Raw genomic sequence first — 17,108 nt, 5'->3', positions numbered from 1 at the left:
AACTGTTCCCCATAAGAGGAACAGTTTTTGAATATATCTATATGATTTTACTACATAGGTGACTCCAAACGGTCCTCTCTTTAGTACGTAGGCCAGCCTGCCGAATCCCATTTCAAATCACTAATCAGAAGTTTTGGATTTCCTTTATCAGTGGCATCATAGGCATGACGCGCAATGACACTGTTATTATAGACGGATTGGCCGCCAGGTCCCTTCCAACGGTCATTCCCCGCATCCAGTATCGTTCCGCCGCCGTCCATCAGGCTTTTGCCGCTCTTGTCCACATACGGTCCGGTAATACTAGTAGAGCGCCCGTAAATAATCTTATAATTACTGTCTACGCCTTTGCAGCAGTTATCAATGGAAGCAAACAGATAATAATACCCATCACGGTATGTAACATGTGGCGCTTCCAAACCACCCGCCGTACGCTTGGCGATAGAATAGATCTGCCCCGTAGGCTTCATCGTATTCTTGTCCAATCGAGTCACTTTCAAGCCTGAATTCCATGAACCAAAGGAAAGCCACGGGTTACCGGAAGCGTCAATGACGAGATTCGGGTCAATCGCATTATAATCGTTGGCATCCGTCGTACGCAGCACGAGTCCATCATCTCTCCAGCTTCCCGCGCCAATGCTTGTTGCTGAAGTTAATCCAATGGCCGAAGTGCGTGACCCAAAAGTAGAAATGGAATAGTAAACCCAGACACGTCCATTGTACTTCTGAGCGTCCGGTGCCCACACATCGTTAGGCTTTTGCTTAGGTACATACGATTTCCACCATGATGGCGACGACAGGAATATTTGCGGCAATCTGTAAAAATTGCGTCCGTCGTCCGATCTTTGAACCTGTATCCCCTGCCCTGTGGAGAAAATATACCAAGCGTTGCCTTCTTTCGTAATGGACGGATCATGTACTGCCACATCACCAGTTAACGCCCAGTGCTCTGCGGATGCAGATGGCATCACTGAAAGTAACAAAGCAGCCGAGGTTACAGCAGCAAACGCCGTTCGGGTCAATTTACTCCGTACTGATTTTTTCCATGCTTTCAACATTTCTTTCGCACCTCCGAATGAGTATCTTATAATGAAATTCAGGTGACACACCTATTACATTAGTGTTTATACTTATGAAGTTACCCATATATTAACCTATCACATTCTGTTTTGTAAACGCTTTATTTCAAATAAAAAGAAATTTATAAACTACGCATAACGCTTTACATACGAGGATTTTGCAAAATCCTGATACAAAAAAAGGAGCCCGCAGGCTCCTTTTCAAATTAGCATATTAAATAGATTTTCGTTTTTATTCAGTTCCGTATATTTAAGCCCCTTGCGGTTCATTCGTTCAATTAAAGGAAAATAGTCTTCCTTGTGGAACAGCTCAATGCCGACCAGAGCTGGTCCATTTTCCTTATCATTCTTTTTCGTATATTCAAACCTAGTAATATCGTCGTCCGGTCCAAGCACATCCTGTAGAAACTCACGCAGTGCCCCAGCTCTTTGCGGGAAATTCACCATAAAATAATGCTTCAGTCCTTCGTAAATTAGGGACCGTTCCTTAATCTCCTGCATTCGATCTATATCGTTGTTACCACCGCTGACGATACAGACAACCGTTTTGCCTTGAATCTGCTCGCGGTACAGATCAAGTGCTGCAACAGGCAGTGAACCCGCAGGCTCCACAACAATCGCATTTTCATTATACAGCTCCAGAATCGCGGTACATGCTTTACCTTCCGGTACCTTCACAATATCGTCCAAGGTATGTTTACAAATATCGTATGTCAGCTGACCCACACGCTTCACCGCAGCTCCGTCAACAAACTTGTCTATTTGATCCAGTGTAACCACCTTGTGTAAACGCATCGCTTCCGTCATCGACGCCGCGCCAAGGGGTTCCACACCAATTACCTTGGTGGATGGACTCACGGTTTTAACATACGTACCTACGCCTGCCGCCAAACCGCCGCCGCCAATCGTTACGAACACATAGTCCATAGGTGTATCTAGACTCTCCATCACTTCCATCGCAATCGTACCATTGCCCGCAATAATTTTCGGCTGATCAAACGGATGGATGAAGGTCATTGCCTGCTCGCTACACACCTTCATGGCCTCATCATAGGCATCGTCAAACGTATCTCCAGTCAAAATGACCTCTACACTGTTTCCCCCAAAGCGACGAACCTGCTTCACTTTCTGATTAGGCGTTGTACTCGGCATAAATATTTTACCGTGGATACCAAGTGCATTACATGAAAAAGCCACACCTTGCGCATGATTCCCTGCACTCGCACACACGATGCCTTTTTCCATTTGTCCGGGAGTCAAGCTACGAATCATGTTGTAAGCACCACGGATTTTAAAGGACCGCACGACTTGGAGATCCTCTCTTTTCAGATACACATTACAGTTATATTTGGCCGATAGGACGGCATCCCTCTGTAAAGGTGTACGTACAATCACCTCACGCAGCATATGATGCGCCCGTACAATATCCTCCATGCCAACGGTTGACGCCATGGCCGGGTCAGTTTTCTGGGTTTCTGTTGGTTCCATAGGTTCTCCACGCTCCGCCTGAATATTTCTGTATTTGAAATCTTTCAAATATCATACCACGTTACCCATAGCTTGTGCAGATGATAGCATGAAAATGAGAATGAAAATCAATCGAATCTAAAAAAAGGCAGACCGGGATCAATGCCCGATCAGCCTTTTCTGACGTTGCACATTTCTTGTATTCAATCGCTCCATTGAATACCTTTCCGATTACCCTTTTACTCCACCTGCCGTCATTCCTTCAATAAAGTAACGCTGGAAGAATAGAAACACGACCAGAATCGGTAAAATAGCCAAAACGGAGCCCGCAATCAGCACATCATAATTGTTGCCATATGGCGTCAGCAGACTGGACAGTCCAATGGGCAGTGTCAGCATGTCGTTGGTCCGCAATACAATCATCGGCCACAGGAAGTTATTCCAACTGTTCATCGCCTGCAAAATAGCCATTGCCGCAAATGCAGGCGCCATTAGAGGCATCATAATGCGTACGAAAATGCCATATTCTGAGCAGCCGTCAACCCGCGCAGCATCCATAAAATCCTTGGGTACTCCACTCAAATATTGACGGAAGAAAAAGATTGGGATCGGCGCGACGACGAAGGGTAGAATTACACCCCATACTGTATTAATCAGCTTCATGCCGATCATTAGCTTGTAGAGCGGCAGCATGATAATTTCTACCGGAATCATCATTACAACCAGCACCAGTGTGAAAATCACATTTTTCAATCTAAAACGGTACATCTCCAGACCATAGCCCACCATCGCGGACAATATCAGACATAACACCGTAAACAAGACGGTAATAACAATACTGTTCCAGTACCATTGAAAATAATCCGTCGTCCCCTGAAAGATGAACGCATAGTTTTTCAAGGACATGATGTCCCACTCCAGCTTAAGATTCAAGCCGTAGCGCAACAGCTCCGTAGATGGCTTGAACGAGGCAAGCGTCACGGCAAATAGCGGAAACAGGGCAAACCCGGCAAACAGAATGAACAGGACAACGAGCAATGCGGATAATGAGCCTTTTTGTTTCTGAGCCATCGCTTAATCCTCCTTCCGGAACATGCCGAAAAATTTGAGCTGGATCAGGTTCAGCACGAGTGTAAATACGAGCAATACAATGCCCACCGCAGCTCCGAAGCCCATACTGTTCTGCTCCAGACCTTGGCGATAGAGATAGCCAACAATCGTTAAACCAATATCGTTCGGGGAGTTATTTCCGTTCCACAACATGTAGCTTTCCGTGAACATGGACAACCCCGCATAAATGCTAATCGTAAATACGTAGATCGTCACTGGTTTCAGCATAGGAATCGTAATCCGCCAAAATGAATCGAATCGACTGGCTCCATCAATCTGCGCAGCTTCATACAACTCGGGGGGAATGTTCTGGAGTCCCGACATGTAGTACAGCATATTTACGCCCAACCATCTCCACAAGGCCAGCACGATCAACGCTAAAAAGCCGGTGTTGGCGTTCATTAGCCATTTATACGGCTCCAGACCGAAGACCCCCAACAGGGAGTTCATCAGCGAACCATCCAATTCCCCGAACATGAGGCGGAAGATCGTTCCTGCTACCACCACCGAGGTTAGTGCAGGTATAAACATCACGGAGCGAAACAACCCTCTGCCCGGCATTTTAGGCGAATTCAGCAATACTGCCAATACCAGCGGCAGAGGAATCAGCACGACCAGTGTAAGCAGCGTGTACAGGACGCTATTCAATATCGCCTTTCCAAACGTAGGATTGATTAAGTCCTTATAATTTTCCAGTCCAACATAAGTTGTTATCCCTGGCAGGACTTCCTGGAAGCTCATAATGACCGTCGAGATGACCGGATAGGCAAAAAATAACGCAAAGGACAGTAAAAATGGAAGGACAAACACATACGGTGCCGTACGACTGGAATGAATAAATCGGCTCCATTGGCTTCTGGCCGGACGCTGAGTTTTTGGCGGCTGACCTGTCGGTACATTAGCGTTCGTATGAACGGGCGTTGCCATGAATCTCACTCCCTTTCCTGTTGGGGTCTATCTCAGTTCATCTGCTAGCTCATGCAGCACCGTGGCTGGATCTTCGCCACTCTGTAGTGTCCGATAAAGTATTTTATTGCGTACAGCACTGGCGATGTCAGGCGTTTTCGGTCCAATATGCACCGCATTGATCTCATCTTTGACTTCGATCAGCGTGTCAAAAATATTTGTTCCGAAATACTCCGTAAATTTGTTTTTGGCTTTGGCTTCCGGCATTGTCCACACTTCACTGCGGATGGGATCAAACCCTAGCTGCTTCCAAATCCCCACATTCCCTTGCTTGGACAGCTTGGCAAAGGCTAGAAAACGCATCGCCAGATCCTGGTGCTCTGATTGGTTCGTGACTACCGTTCCGGTTCCGCCCATACCCGCTGAGCGATAGCCGCCTTTTTCCCACGCCGGCATGGGTCTGATGATAATTTTACCTTTCAGGTCAGGCATGTAATCCGTAAAACGCCCCATGTACCACATCGGCATCCATACCGAAGCAGCCCCGCCTTTGTTCATAAACCCGTAGTATTCCTCCATATGATGCCCGCCGCCCGGTGAGGGAATAGCGACTTTGTCTTTTACCATCTGTTGAAGAAACTCAAGTGTTTTAATATTGGTTTCGTTATCCAACGTCAACTCGCCCTTGTCATCCAGAAAATCTGAATTTTGCTGGGAGATCATCGGCCAATAGCTCCACAGGTCATTCGTTTCTAAGGTCGCCATTGGCTTGCCTGTTTTCGCAAGTACTTGCTTGCCTGCAGCAGCATAGTCTGCCCAGGTGACGATGGAATCCGGGTTTACCCCCGCCTGGTCCATAATCTCTTTATTGTAATACATCACTTCGGCTCCAACGTGGAAGTCAATGCCGTAATATTTACCGTCTTTGCCGTAAATCTGTACTCTGGAAGGTACAATGTTATTGATCTCGGGGTCAATCACCGGATTGAGCGGGACCAGTTGCGGTATCCCTTTGAGGAAATTACCGATCTTGTTCACCTCGATATCCGCGATATCCGGCGCTCCCACCCCCGATTGCAGCGCAATCGACAGCTTGCTGTGATGGTTGTCATAAGGAAATGTATTCGCTTTCAAATTAATCAATTCATCAGGGTGCTGTTGGTTCCATTGGTCAGCCATTTGCAGAAAAAACTTCTCATGCAGTTCATTGAACGTCCATAATACAAGTTCTGTTCCCGGCCCTTCCTTTTCATCGGTCTTGAAAGAACAGCCTTGCAGCAGTCCAGCCATCAAAACCACCGCCATAAGTATCAAAGCCATGCTTTTTCTTCGCAGCAGCATATCCTTCCCCCTTCGCATGATGAAATCCTAATTCATAAATGATTGCGCTTTCTTTTATTATTTAACATCAATACAAATTAGTTTACAACAACATTATTTATAAAATTTTTATTTTCAACGAAGATTAGCGTCTCCACTGCATTATAGGGGGCAATTGAAATGAATGCAGTTATGATGATTTTTGCATAAAAAAGAGGCCCCACCCGAATTAAAACTCGAAGTTGGGCCTCTCTATTTTTACTACTCTTGGGAATGAGCTGCTTCGTCCTTCACTTCTTCGCGAAATGATCTAATACTTTCTTTACGACGATTATTTTTTTCTTCGATCTGCTGACGCTCCTCGTTGCTGATTTCAGAGGAAAATTCATTTAGATATCCTTCAGCTTCACGCAGGTTCTGCTGTGTGTTCTGAATACTTTGTTGCAAGTGTTCAACATTATCGGCTCGATTATCCGGTTTTGCCATTGGTTTGACGCCTCCTAATATAGAATCGCTCACGGGAGCGCTAAACCGTAGCTTGATCGTTATCGAGTTATTTTATACATTAAAATGCTTTCCAAACCATTGGCCTGCGGCGGCAGCTTCTGTACGGGTCAATTGATGACCATTGCGTTCCCAATATGCTTCCACCTGCGCTCCGGCTCCCTCCAATAATGCTTGCAGCTCCCGGGATTCCAAAGTCGGAACAATCGGGTCATTTTCACCGGAAGACAGAAATACAGGGACACCGTTCAATTCAGGCAAGTCCAGCCCACGCAACGGCACCATTGCATGGTGCAAAATAGCTCCGCGTAACGCTTTTGCATCGTGAAAGAGCATGCTGGCGGCTATGTTTGCACCATTGGAATAGCCCAGAGCCACCACGTTATTACGGTCAAAATCGTATTGCTCTGCAGCTGTGTCCACAAATTCGCTCAGTTCTTTGGTACGAAATACGAGATCCTCAATGTCGAACACTCCTTCTGCCAAACGGCGAAAGAAACGTGGCATCCCATTTTCCAGCACATTTCCTCTTACGCCTAACACAGAAGCTCCCGGTGCTACCATCTCAGCCAAAGGTATTAGGTCTTGTTCATTCCCGCCTGTACCATGCAACAGCAAAATAACCGGGGCTTGCGGATCATTTCCTTTACGAAAGACGTGTTTCATATCTATTCCCTCCTCTAATTAACTTTAAATTAAGAATCTTATTTTTGTATAAATTGATTATAGCCCATTTCACTACTTTATACAAACATAATTGACCTCGTTAATTTTTTCTAAAATGATGTCTTGTTCCATTGACATGTAGTATAGCTGTATTTTACTATGGTGTTAGATATTTAGAATATTATCTAAATATCTAAAGGAGGAAATGTATTTTGAACGATGCCTTCAAAGCTTTGGCTGATCCGACCCGGCGTACAATCTTGCAGCTTTTAAAGGAAAAAAGCATGAGCGCAGGCGAAGTAGCTGAACATTTTCAAATTAGCAAACCCAGCATCTCCCACCATCTCAATATCCTAAAGCAGGCTGGGCTGGTGCTGGATGAACGACAGGGGCAAAACATTATATACACCCTGCATACAACGGTTGTGGCGGATGTCATCGGTTGGATGTTCAGTATAGCCCACTCCGACACCCCTGCCAGGAAAAATGTGAATCATATTAAGGATGGGGAGGAATCTGAATGAAATTTCGAACACCTTGGAGCTTGACGGATGTTTTGACAACTTTGATTGCCTTATCACCCGCCATAGGCGCTATACTGCTGTACGACCGGCTTCCCAATGTTCTAGCCTCGCATATTAACTTTAACAATACAGCAGACGGATATACGAGCAAAAGTGGTTCTATTATCATGCTCGTGTTGTTGGGCCTAGTCCCGCTGGTCATTCGATTGGCACGCCACATGGACCCCAACAGAGCTAATTATGAGAAATTTTCAAAAGCCTATGAAGTTACGCGTGCAGGTGTTTCTGTAGTTCTCGCTGTAGCTGGATGGGGAATGCTGCTGTATAACCTGAATATACGACTGCAAATGAATGCTATAATTTTAGGGTTAATAGGCCTGATGCTGATGGTGATGGGGAATTATATGACTCAGGTACAGCCGAACTATACGTTCGGTATCCGCACGCCGTGGACTCTGTCTAACCCCGAGGTATGGCGTAAAACGCACCGTTTCGGGGGGCCTATGATGATGCTTGGCGGTGCTTCAGCGTTGGTGGCGGCATGGATCGGTGGAATGGCGGGAGTAGTCATTTTCCTAACCGTACTGATCATATCCGTTATCTCTCCTGTACTCTATTCTTACTTGTTGTATCGTAAGCTAAGCAAGTAAATAGACAAAGCCACACCTGAACCTAAAAAAGGAACCTCCCAAACCGCGATAAACGCAGAATGGGAGGTTCTTTTTACAAGTGAATATTTATTTAAAACAACAGCTTATCGGGATGGGTGCCTACACGCTCATCCAGATGAAGACCATTAATTCGGTCAATATCCTCAGTCGTTAGTTCAAAATCGAATAAATCAGCATTTTCGCGAATACGATGCGCGGTTACCGATTTGGGAATCGTCACAATCCCCCGATCCAGATGCCAACGCAAAATGACCTGCGAAGAGGTTTTACCGTATTTGGCAGCAATCTCAACGATGTCCGCTTGCTCGGTTAATTTCCCCTTCATCAGCGGGCTCCACGATTCTAGCTGAATCTGGTGCTCCCGGCAGTATTGATGCAGCTCTTGTTGTGTCAGACGTGGGTGAAGCTCCACTTGATTGATGACAGGAACCATGTTGCTATCTTGGAGGAGGTCTTCGAGATGGTGAACTTGGAAGTTACTAACGCCGATAGCGCGTACGCTTCCTTCTTCATACAAGCGTTCAAATGCTTTCCAAGTTTCCTTGTACTTATCCTTACCAGGCCAATGAATGAGATACAGATCAATGATATCCAGACCCAGCCGTTTACGACTTTCCTCAAAGGCACGCAGTGTTGAATCGTAGCCCTGATCCTGATTCCATAGCTTGGTGGTTACAAACAGATTTTCTCTAGCCGCTCCACTATCACGAATGGCTTGTCCAACCAGTTCCTCGTTGCCGTAGATCGCCGCTGTATCAATGTGACGGTAACCGACCTCAATAGCTGTTTTGACCGCTTCGTAGACCTCATTACCTTCCGCCTTGTAGGTACCAAAACCAAGCCAAGGCATCTGAACTCCGTTATTCAGTACAGTTGTATCTGCAATGTTCCCCATGTCTATTCCTCCTGTTCCTGATTATGAATTATCCAACGGGATGGTTACAGTTTAGTTGCATCCTGAAAAGCATTCACTTGAAGCGGAGCAGCCAACAATTCTTTAGCGGCGGCAACAAATGCCTGGAAATGGGCAGAATTATTATGGAAATCTACAGCAGCAGCATCTTTCCACTCTTCAACCATCGTAAATGCGTTGGGATCATTCAGATCCTGCATTAACGTGTAACGTACATTGCCTTCTTCAGCTTGGGATGCGCTGATCAGCCCTTTGGTTTGTTGCAAAAAAGTTTCTCTTTTCTCAGGTAAAACTTTCATATCGGCATGAATAATAATCATATTATGTTCCTCCTCGTATTATGTAACTATTTCTATTATAGACCATTCTTTCGATAGAATAAAAGTGCGGGCGTTTCTGTAATGCAGTAAAATGGATCGTATGGAGGAGATTATCGGCTGATTCGTTCCTCCTATATTTTGTTTAACGGCGGTGAAGGCATGTGCGTTTTCAGACAAAACTTATAGTATTTATATCCCTTTTAGTACTGGTAGTTACCGGGCTGTTGGGATTATCCTTTCGATATATGATCACCTCCGCTCTATATGATGAAATCGGAAAAAGGGCGCTAACCGTCGCCAATACCCTCGCCGTAGATGCGCAGGTCAGAGACGCTCTGGAGCGGACCGAGACGACGCAATTGCGTTCGCGTATCAACGAGGCCATAAAGCCCGTCCAAGCCAGCAGCGGAGCTGATTTTATTACTATTGCTGATCGTCATCTCATCCGGCAGTGGCATGTAAACCCGGAGCGCATCGGCACGCCTATGATAGACCCCATGAATGATAAGGTACTGCAAGGGCAGTCCTTGATCACTGAATCGACGGGCTCTCTTGGACCGTCAATACGCGCCAAAACAGCCGTTTATGATCAGCAAGGTAAGGCCATCGGGCTCGTCTCTGTAGGTTTTTTAATGACAGATGTGCAGCAAAATATTCGTACATACACATATGCATGGCTCTGGTTAATGGTGGGTGCTCTGATGATCGGCATATTGGGAAGCCTGATTATAGCGCAACGGGTACGCCGCGCACTGCATGGACTGGATCCAGTGGAGATCGGACGGTTGTACCAGGAAAAGCAAGCCATTATTGAGTCCATCGGCGAAGGGATTATCGCGGTAAATAGTAACGGACAAATCACACTTGCCAATCCACAGGCAGCTCGTTTGATCGGACTCCCACCGGAAACCTCTATCTACGGATGCGACCTTCGTCACTTGACTGGTGTTCCGGATGTACTGGTTGATATGCTTGTTGCCGATTACACAGTAGAGCATTCAACGATGGGGCCAGATCAGGGACAGTACATATGGAATAAGGAAATTGAGGTCCAGCAGCGAACTGTAGTCGTCAGCCGTGTGCCGATCCAGGATCGTTCCGGTCGCATCATGGGAACAGTTGCCAGTCTGCGTGACAAGACCGAACTGCTCCGAATGACACAACAGTTGACAGAGGTCAAAGATTATGCGGAAGTACTGCGATCACAAACACACGAATACGCCAATCGGCTGTATCTCATATCCGGCCTGATTCAGTTGGAGTGTTATGACGAAGCGGTGGACTTTATCACCCAGGAATCAGAGGAATATCGTGTACACAGGCCGATTGCCACTGCTCTCCTGCCCGATTCAATCATCGCCAGCCTACTGATCGGCAAGAAGAAACAGGCGCTGGAAAAAGGGATCTTACTCCATTCTGATATTAAAGGAGCATTCTCAACCCAGTCTCCTACGTTGGAGTGGTCCTTTCTCGCTTCCGTAGTCGGAAACCTGCTGGACAATGCCATGGAAGCTGTTGCGATGTCCTCCATCTCTGACGGACAGGTCTGGTTCCGGCTTGAAGAAACGACTGAAGCCATCATCGTCGAAGTTGCAGATAACGGATCGGGAATTTCGGACGATATCCAAGAAAAGCTGTTTGTCAGAGGAGCTTCGACCAAAGCAGAAGCTGGACATGGATATGGCCTTGCTCTCGTGCTGGAGTACACTGAACGAATGGGCGGCTCTATAGAAGTACACGAACGGCCTGGTGGTGGAAGTATTTTTGAGTTATACATTCCTTTACAAAGAACTGATACGAGTAATGATGCAAAAGGAGATTACGCCCATGAATGAGCGGGTTTTATCGGACATTGAGGTTCTTATTATTGAAGATGATCCGCGAATTGCGGAGATTAACCGCCGATTTATTGAAAAGGTGGATGGGTTCACCGTATGTGCAATCGCGACGAACGAATTTGAGGCAAAACTTCAACTGGACGTACTCCGTCCTCCTCTAGTCGTGCTGGATGTTTATTTTCCTGATACGGATGGTCTAACCCTGCTATCGTTCATCAAGCAACACTATCCGGGTACAGATGTTGTTATGCTGACTGCCGCCAAAGAAGCTGAAACAGTGGTACAAGCCGTTCGTGCAGGTGTGTTTGATTTTATCGTGAAGCCGCTTGTATTTGAGAGATTGCGTGCTACCTTGAAGGAATACGCCCGGTTTCGGCGACAAGTCACAACATGGCAGGAAGAACAATCCACGGTGGAGCAATCGGAAATTGACAGTTTGCTTCAAAGCGCGGGCACCGGTCGGATGGCAGGGAACGTAGTTGGAGATCTATGGGCCAAAGGCATCGATAAAGTGACTTGCGACAAAGTGTTAGATCTCCTGAATCGACGGGGTGAGGTGACTACAGGTACAGTGGGAATTGAGCTGGGTATGAGCCGTTCTACAGCCAGAAGGTATCTGGAGTACTTAGTGGAAAGTGGCGATGCGCACCACGATCAGGTGTACGGAACCGTTGGCAGACCGGAGCGTATCTATCGCCGACAACGGGGGGATGCATAAACCATCCATCTCTGATGTCGGTACTTCCCTCTCCTCTTATTCGTAATTTTAATGAATTTAATTCATTTAATCGATCAAAACGGTTTAAATGACCACATTATTTACGTCCTCCTTCCCGATTGCTAGAATGATCATCAGTTAGTTGATTGATAATGATTATCAGTTTCTCTGGTAAGCATACTTGGAACGGGGGATAATATATGGCAACACCGAAACAACCACTGCGCACAGGCATGCTGCTTGCAGTGATCCTGGCACTACTGACGGTCATTATGGCGGGATGTGGAAGCCAGTCACAAGATAACAGCGCAGCAGCACCTCAAGCAACAGGCGACACTCGAATGATTAAACATGAGATGGGAGAAACCAAAGTTACAGGTACACCCAAAAGAATCGTAACCTTGGAATTCTCTTTTGTCGATGCTACAACCCAACTGGGCGTAACACCTGTCGGCATAGCTCAGGAAAATGACGATGATATTGAGGGGCTGCTCGGCAAGAAAATAAACTTCACACCAGTAGGCACGCGCAAACAGCCCAACCTGGAGACGATCAGCTCCTTGAAGCCGGATTTGATTATTGCCGATCTGAATCGTCATAAAAGCATATACAAAGAACTAAGCGAGATTGCTCCGACCATTGTTCTAAAGAGCCGAAATTCCTCCTATGAACAAAACCTGGCATCCTTCAGTGTCATCGCCGATGCGTTGGGTGAGAAGGAAAAAGGCGAGCAAATTCTCGCGGCGCATAAAGCTACAATGAAAAAGTTGAAAGAAGGCATCCAAGCGGGTGAGCCACGCAGCGTATTGCTAGGGGTATTCCGTTCTGATTCACTATCGGCTCACGGCGCTTCATCCTTTGATGGACAACTGCTGGAGCAAGCAGGTATCCACAACGCCCTTCAAAATACAAGCGAACCTACCGTCAAGCTGACGCTGGAACAGATTTCACAAGCGGATCCTGATGTGATCTTTTTGGTGGAAGCCGACGAGAAGCTGATTGCGGAATGGAAGCAAAACCCGCTTTGGCAAAACATTACAGCCGTCAAAAAAGGGGAAGTTTACGAAGTAAACCGGGCACTATGGACCCGGTACCGTGGACTCGGCTCAGCCGAGAAAATACTGGAGCAAGCCATTTCGCTTCTGTATCCCGCGCAAAGTAAAGGAGACGGCTCCCATTGATCGGACAAGCCTCACGCGACCGGCTGAATAAGCCGGTCTTCTTTGCACTTATCGCTGCGTTGCTGGCTGGATTGCTGCTCAGCGTGGCGATTGGCCCAGTCAGGATGGACATCCCCACCATGCTGACTGCGCTGTTCACCGAGCACCCGTCCAAGGATCAGCTCATTGTCTTGACGGTACGCCTACCGCGTGCCGTTATTGGCCTAATCGTCGGGGCCGGGCTTGCCGTGGCAGGAGCCCTGATGCAGGCCATCACACGCAACCCGCTGGCTTCGCCGCAGGTATTCGGGGTCAGCTCAGGCGCTTCGCTGGCTGTCGTGCTGTTCGTCGTGCTGCTGCCGAATATCGGATCGTCCGGCAGCATTTATTTTGCTTTTGCCGGGGCCATCACAGGCGGCTCCTTCGTATATGCGCTGGCCGGAACGGCGGGCATGACGCCGGTCAAGCTGGCCCTAGCCGGGATGGCCGTGCATCTGCTGCTGGCCTCCATCACCCAGGGACTGCTCGTGTTTAACGAGCAAATATCTGATGTGCTGTATTGGCTCGCCGGAGCCATCGACGGGTCCACATGGGCCGACACGCGTCTGGTGCTACCATGGTTTGCCGTGGGTATGATTCTTGCACTGGCGCTAGCCCCTTCGCTATCTGTGCTGAGCCTCGGGACGGAGGTCGCACAGGGGTTGGGACAAAACGTACGTCTTGTCCGCTTACTGGCCTCAGCCTCAGTTATTATGCTGGCAGGCTCTGCTGTAGCAGTAGCCGGGTCTATCGGCTTTGTGGGCCTGATGGTGCCGAATATCATCAAGGTGTTTACAGGCGATAATTACAAACGGGTCATCCCCCTGTCTGCAATCTGCGGAGCTCTGCTGCTGACATATGCAGACGTGCTTGGACGATTTATTGCCTTTCCTTATGAATCGCCCGTTGGTATCGTAACCGCGCTGGTGGGCGCGCCATTCTTTTTATATCTGGCGCACAAGAACGGGAGGGCTTCACGATGAAAAAGCTGTGGATTTTACTCGTGTTAATGCTGGGTGTTTCCTTTGTAGCTATCGGCGTGGGCAGCACCTACATTACACCCGCTGAGCTGATCGCCGCTCTGACTGACCGAAATGCCTCTTCCTGGTTCATCGTTCACCATTACCGACTGCCTCGTGGCCTGCTGGCCATCATGGCCGGTGCTGGCCTTGCAGTAGCCGGTGTTCTGCTGCAAGGTATGATCCGCAACCCGCTAGCCTCGCCAGATGTGGTAGGTGTATCCAAGGGGGCTGGCTTTGCGGCGGTTCTCGTCATCGTACTGCTCCCCTCATCCCCAGTGGCGCTGTTGCCTGTAGCCGCCTTTGTCGGTGCCGGGCTAGCAGCACTGTTGCTCGTACAGCTTTCGATGAAGGGAGGCATGCGTCCCAACATGCTAGCCTTGACCGGACTGGCGGTGGGCGCTATTTTTCAGGCTGCGACCGACTATATACTGGTCAAGTATCCACTCGAAGCCAGCGACACGCTCACTTGGCTAGCTGGAAGTCTGTGGGGCAAAGGCTGGGACGAAGTGTATGGGCTACTGCCGTGGTTAATCGTGTTACTACCTCTCGCCTATGCACTACAGCGCAAGCTGGATATTATGAGCCTAGATGAGGAAAGCTCTGCTGGGCTGGGACTTAGCGTGAAGCGTGTGCGTACAGGACTGCTAGCCGTGTCAGTCGCCTTGGCTGCCTCCTGTGTCGCTGCCATCGGCTCCATCGGATTTATCGGACTGCTGGCACCGCATCTGGCACGACGGTTATTTGGCAATCGCCACCGCTATCTATTGCCCGGCTCGGCGATGATCGGCGCGCTGATTCTCGTCCTCGCCGACGCGCTCGGACGGGGTCTGAAGCCGCCGCTCGAAATTCCCGCTGGCATCGTGACAGCCGTCATTGGCGCGCCATATTTTTTGTATCTATTACTACGGGAACGCAAACAGAAAGGCAGCGGATAGGATGAGGATAAGGAGTTGCGCATCGCAGCTAAACGCTGTATTATACCGTAGCGTTTAGCTGCGTTACCTTCTCACCTGTACACCGATACGCTGATTAATTTCTTTTGTAAACGATTTATCATGTAGTAATCTCTTTTTAAAATCATTTATCATTTCAGGCAAGCTGGCATTTGTGTTAGGATCCAAATCGTTAAAAAAGACAGCTAGCTCTGTCAAATGCCCTTCCTTATCTGTCGCATACATGGCCAGTGTCAAAACGTAAGCTGTGGAGCCACCTTTTTGCCCAGTATGTTTCAGAAATTGCTGGTTTTCAGGAAGAACCATAAGAGGTTTCTCCATGACCTCGGACAATAACTTTTGCTCAACTTTTGTGAACCCTTGACGGCGGTTCAGCTTACTCATTAAAAAGGCATAATCGGCTGTCGTTGAAGCTATAAAACGATCCGTATTGATACGGTCATAATCCTGATCATACCAGGTCTTAATATCTGCGTTTCTCTTGTAAGAACCACTCACATCACGGCGCAGCTTGTTATGAATCACACGGGCATATCGGCGAAACTCCGTGTCAGACATCGCCTGGATGGCTTCTTTGGCAGAAATATTATTCTTTGTATTATTCCAATTCTCACCTTGGCTCTCCTTCATACGTTCGTAAGGAATCAGAATTGAGGATACAAAAGGATAAATAGGATCATGATTTTGCAAACCCAAGTTGGCTCTCGTCCGATTGATCGCTTCCAACCCCAGTTTGTCCATTAAATACTCCGCATTGGCGTTGGAACTGAATTGAATCATCCCCTTGGCAACCTCACGTACAGATACAGTTTCATTCTGTATCCGCCCTTTAGCTTCCATATCCTGTAGCCACGCCGCGTGAGCACCACCATCCAAACCCGGCAAATAAAACCTTTCCAGCGAAATCAGCTTCACTCTCTTATCCGGGTTAATCTGACCCACCGCCGCTTGCTTGGCATATTCAATCGCAATGATCGTTTTGACAGTGCTCGCCAAAGGCATCATCCGGTTCTCTTCTTGGCCTGCCAGCTTTTTTCCATCTCTCAGAATCGTAATCGAAACCTTTTCTGCATTCGTCTCCACAAAATGAAGCAAACACCGAGCAGCATCCTGTTCCTTCGTTTCACCCTGAACCTCGGCTACAATCGCAGTTGTGGGTCGGACAGTATTTGGAGGATTAGCCACTTGATTCTGCATGAAAGATAGTAATCCTGTTGTCACACCCATAACGATGAGCACTGTAGCCACAATAGTTGCTATTATGATAAGGCACTTTCGTTTCACTATAACCTCCCCCTGTATGCATTTCATACATAGGTTTATTTTCCCATTTTTATATTTCAATTTCTATTTTAAACGAAAATACAGTACAAAAAGTTTCATTACGTGTCATATTTTCAAATAACACAAAAAAGAGAGCCTCCTGTACATAACACAGGCTGACTCTCTTTCACTATTCTTCAACACTTATGCTGGATAGGGTACTTCAGTTCCATTCAAAATGAGGTGCATTCGAATTTCCGCTTTTAAGGAATCGGATACGGCACAATATTTTTCCTTACCCATCTGAATTGCTTTCCATACGCGGTAATCCGGAATATCTCCATCTACGTGGAATGTCAGATCAATCGCTGTAAAGCCTGTCGGCGTTTCTTCCTTGCGCGTACCTTCTGCGTCAATATCAATGCGAGTAATGTCCGACAAGAAACGATCCAAAATCATTGTGATATCGATACCCATACATCCTGCCAGACCTGCCAACAGCAGTTCCATGGGTGTCATTCCTTTACCATCACCGCCATAAGCCGCCGTAGCATCCATCCCTACCGAATAACCGGATGGTCCCTCCGAAGTAAACGCGCGTTTGCCGTGCCAAGTTGTAGATACTTTCATGTTTAAAG

The 17,108-nt window shown here is 47.4% G+C and carries 18 protein-coding genes; 7 read left to right on the top strand and 11 right to left on the bottom strand.

Annotation, left to right across the window (positions count from 1 at the left end):
* Positions 1-80 precede the first annotated feature (80 nt).
* From MHH57_RS04160 to MHH57_RS04130, 7 genes are all read right to left on the bottom strand, one after another.
* Positions 81-1,055, bottom strand: a complete 975-nt coding sequence (locus tag MHH57_RS04160) for a glycoside hydrolase family 43 protein (protein WP_342425667.1) — start codon at positions 1,053-1,055, stop codon at positions 81-83.
* A gap of 222 nt (positions 1,056-1,277) precedes the next feature.
* Positions 1,278-2,564, bottom strand: a complete 1,287-nt coding sequence (gene ilvA, locus MHH57_RS04155; protein ID WP_039272546.1) for a threonine ammonia-lyase IlvA — start codon at positions 2,562-2,564, stop codon at positions 1,278-1,280.
* A 210-nt stretch (positions 2,565-2,774) separates the two neighbouring features.
* The gene (locus MHH57_RS04150) at positions 2,775-3,614 is read right to left on the bottom strand and encodes a carbohydrate ABC transporter permease (RefSeq protein ID WP_029517136.1); all 840 of its coding nucleotides are present in this window, start codon (positions 3,612-3,614) and stop codon (positions 2,775-2,777) included.
* Between the two features lie 3 nt (positions 3,615-3,617).
* Complete coding sequence (locus tag MHH57_RS04145; RefSeq protein ID WP_029517137.1) at positions 3,618-4,580, bottom strand: sugar ABC transporter permease; 963 nt, start codon at positions 4,578-4,580, stop codon at positions 3,618-3,620.
* A gap of 27 nt (positions 4,581-4,607) precedes the next feature.
* A complete protein-coding gene (locus MHH57_RS04140; RefSeq protein ID WP_342434854.1) occupies positions 4,608-5,900 on the bottom strand; it encodes an ABC transporter substrate-binding protein in 1,293 nt (430 codons plus the stop codon).
* Between the two features lie 240 nt (positions 5,901-6,140).
* The gene (tlp, locus tag MHH57_RS04135; RefSeq protein WP_025721177.1) at positions 6,141-6,365 is read right to left on the bottom strand and encodes a small acid-soluble spore protein Tlp; all 225 of its coding nucleotides are present in this window, start codon (positions 6,363-6,365) and stop codon (positions 6,141-6,143) included.
* 72 nt (positions 6,366-6,437) lie between these two features.
* A complete protein-coding gene (locus MHH57_RS04130) occupies positions 6,438-7,049 on the bottom strand; it encodes an alpha/beta hydrolase (RefSeq protein WP_318628214.1) in 612 nt (203 codons plus the stop codon).
* 212 nt (positions 7,050-7,261) lie between these two features.
* Between MHH57_RS04130 and MHH57_RS04125 the strand changes: the two genes are divergently transcribed.
* Both MHH57_RS04125 and MHH57_RS04120 read left to right on the top strand, forming a co-directional pair.
* Positions 7,262-7,573, top strand: a complete 312-nt coding sequence (locus MHH57_RS04125) for an autorepressor SdpR family transcription factor (protein ID WP_029517140.1) — start codon at positions 7,262-7,264, stop codon at positions 7,571-7,573.
* Entirely contained in the window at positions 7,570-8,223 is a 654-nt protein-coding gene (locus MHH57_RS04120) for an SdpI family protein (RefSeq protein WP_318628213.1), read from the top strand. Before MHH57_RS04125 ends, MHH57_RS04120 begins: the two co-directional genes overlap by 4 nt.
* Positions 8,224-8,314: 91 nt before the next feature.
* On the opposite strand, the gene MHH57_RS04115 is transcribed toward MHH57_RS04120, so the two are convergent.
* The gene (locus tag MHH57_RS04115; RefSeq protein ID WP_318628212.1) at positions 8,315-9,139 is read right to left on the bottom strand and encodes an aldo/keto reductase; all 825 of its coding nucleotides are present in this window, start codon (positions 9,137-9,139) and stop codon (positions 8,315-8,317) included.
* Between the two features lie 44 nt (positions 9,140-9,183).
* Positions 9,184-9,477, bottom strand: coding sequence for a putative quinol monooxygenase (locus MHH57_RS04110; RefSeq protein ID WP_029517143.1), 294 nt, complete (start codon positions 9,475-9,477; stop codon positions 9,184-9,186).
* Positions 9,478-9,638: 161 nt separating this feature from the next.
* On the opposite strand from MHH57_RS04110, the gene MHH57_RS04105 reads away from it, so the two are divergent.
* The 5 genes from MHH57_RS04105 to MHH57_RS04085 all read left to right on the top strand — a co-directional run bounded on the left by MHH57_RS04105 (position 9,639) and on the right by MHH57_RS04085 (position 15,189).
* Positions 9,639-11,312, top strand: a complete 1,674-nt coding sequence (locus MHH57_RS04105) for a sensor histidine kinase (protein ID WP_340931352.1) — start codon at positions 9,639-9,641, stop codon at positions 11,310-11,312.
* Positions 11,305-12,033, top strand: a complete 729-nt coding sequence (locus MHH57_RS04100; protein ID WP_165149931.1) for a response regulator — start codon at positions 11,305-11,307, stop codon at positions 12,031-12,033. Before MHH57_RS04105 ends, MHH57_RS04100 begins: the two co-directional genes overlap by 8 nt.
* Before the next feature lie 200 nt (positions 12,034-12,233).
* Positions 12,234-13,214 carry a Fe(3+) dicitrate ABC transporter substrate-binding protein gene (locus tag MHH57_RS04095; protein ID WP_165149929.1) on the top strand — a complete coding sequence of 327 codons (981 nt, stop codon included), beginning with the start codon at positions 12,234-12,236 and terminating at the stop codon, positions 13,212-13,214.
* The gene (locus MHH57_RS04090) at positions 13,211-14,215 is read left to right on the top strand and encodes an iron ABC transporter permease (protein WP_342434853.1); all 1,005 of its coding nucleotides are present in this window, start codon (positions 13,211-13,213) and stop codon (positions 14,213-14,215) included. The genes MHH57_RS04095 and MHH57_RS04090 overlap by 4 nt, the downstream gene beginning before the upstream one ends.
* The gene (locus tag MHH57_RS04085) at positions 14,212-15,189 is read left to right on the top strand and encodes an iron chelate uptake ABC transporter family permease subunit (protein ID WP_342434852.1); all 978 of its coding nucleotides are present in this window, start codon (positions 14,212-14,214) and stop codon (positions 15,187-15,189) included. Before MHH57_RS04090 ends, MHH57_RS04085 begins: the two co-directional genes overlap by 4 nt.
* A gap of 63 nt (positions 15,190-15,252) precedes the next feature.
* Here the strand turns inward: MHH57_RS04085 and MHH57_RS04080 are convergent, their stop codons facing one another.
* Both MHH57_RS04080 and MHH57_RS04075 read right to left on the bottom strand, forming a co-directional pair.
* The gene (locus MHH57_RS04080; protein WP_039272374.1) at positions 15,253-16,491 is read right to left on the bottom strand and encodes a serine hydrolase; all 1,239 of its coding nucleotides are present in this window, start codon (positions 16,489-16,491) and stop codon (positions 15,253-15,255) included.
* Positions 16,492-16,674: 183 nt separating this feature from the next.
* On the bottom strand, positions 16,675-17,100 hold the full coding sequence (locus tag MHH57_RS04075; RefSeq protein WP_029517152.1) for an OsmC family protein: 426 nt from the start codon (positions 17,098-17,100) through the stop codon (positions 16,675-16,677).
* Between the last annotated feature and the right edge of the window lie 8 nt (positions 17,101-17,108).

Source organism: Paenibacillus sp. FSL H7-0442, assembly GCF_038593105.1.
In the GTDB taxonomy this organism is placed as follows: Bacteria; Bacillota; Bacilli; order Paenibacillales; family Paenibacillaceae; genus Paenibacillus; species Paenibacillus polymyxa_D.
This window is presented reverse-complemented; position numbering and strand designations above follow the sequence as displayed.

What these genes read in the sequence shown, in the direction of transcription:
- MHH57_RS04160 (WP_342425667.1), bottom strand. Translation starts at nt 1,055, where the DNA reads ATGTTGAAAGCATGGAAAAAATCAGTACGGAGTAAATTGACCCGAACG.
- ilvA (WP_039272546.1), bottom strand. Translation starts at nt 2,564, where the DNA reads ATGGAACCAACAGAAACCCAGAAAACTGACCCGGCCATGGCGTCAACC.
- MHH57_RS04150 (WP_029517136.1), bottom strand. Translation starts at nt 3,614, where the DNA reads ATGGCTCAGAAACAAAAAGGCTCATTATCCGCATTGCTCGTTGTCCTG.
- MHH57_RS04145 (WP_029517137.1), bottom strand. Translation starts at nt 4,580, where the DNA reads ATGGCAACGCCCGTTCATACGAACGCTAATGTACCGACAGGTCAGCCG.
- MHH57_RS04140 (WP_342434854.1), bottom strand. Translation starts at nt 5,900, where the DNA reads ATGCTGCTGCGAAGAAAAAGCATGGCTTTGATACTTATGGCGGTGGTT.
- tlp (WP_025721177.1), bottom strand. Translation starts at nt 6,365, where the DNA reads ATGGCAAAACCGGATAATCGAGCCGATAATGTTGAACACTTGCAACAA.
- MHH57_RS04130 (WP_318628214.1), bottom strand. Translation starts at nt 7,049, where the DNA reads ATGAAACACGTCTTTCGTAAAGGAAATGATCCGCAAGCCCCGGTTATT.
- MHH57_RS04120 (WP_318628213.1), top strand. Translation starts at nt 7,570, where the DNA reads ATGAAATTTCGAACACCTTGGAGCTTGACGGATGTTTTGACAACTTTG.
- MHH57_RS04115 (WP_318628212.1), bottom strand. Translation starts at nt 9,139, where the DNA reads ATGGGGAACATTGCAGATACAACTGTACTGAATAACGGAGTTCAGATG.
- MHH57_RS04110 (WP_029517143.1), bottom strand. Translation starts at nt 9,477, where the DNA reads ATGATTATTATTCATGCCGATATGAAAGTTTTACCTGAGAAAAGAGAA.
- MHH57_RS04100 (WP_165149931.1), top strand. Translation starts at nt 11,305, where the DNA reads ATGAATGAGCGGGTTTTATCGGACATTGAGGTTCTTATTATTGAAGAT.
- MHH57_RS04095 (WP_165149929.1), top strand. Translation starts at nt 12,234, where the DNA reads ATGGCAACACCGAAACAACCACTGCGCACAGGCATGCTGCTTGCAGTG.
- MHH57_RS04085 (WP_342434852.1), top strand. Translation starts at nt 14,212, where the DNA reads ATGAAAAAGCTGTGGATTTTACTCGTGTTAATGCTGGGTGTTTCCTTT.
- MHH57_RS04075 (WP_029517152.1), bottom strand. Translation starts at nt 17,100, where the DNA reads ATGAAAGTATCTACAACTTGGCACGGCAAACGCGCGTTTACTTCGGAG.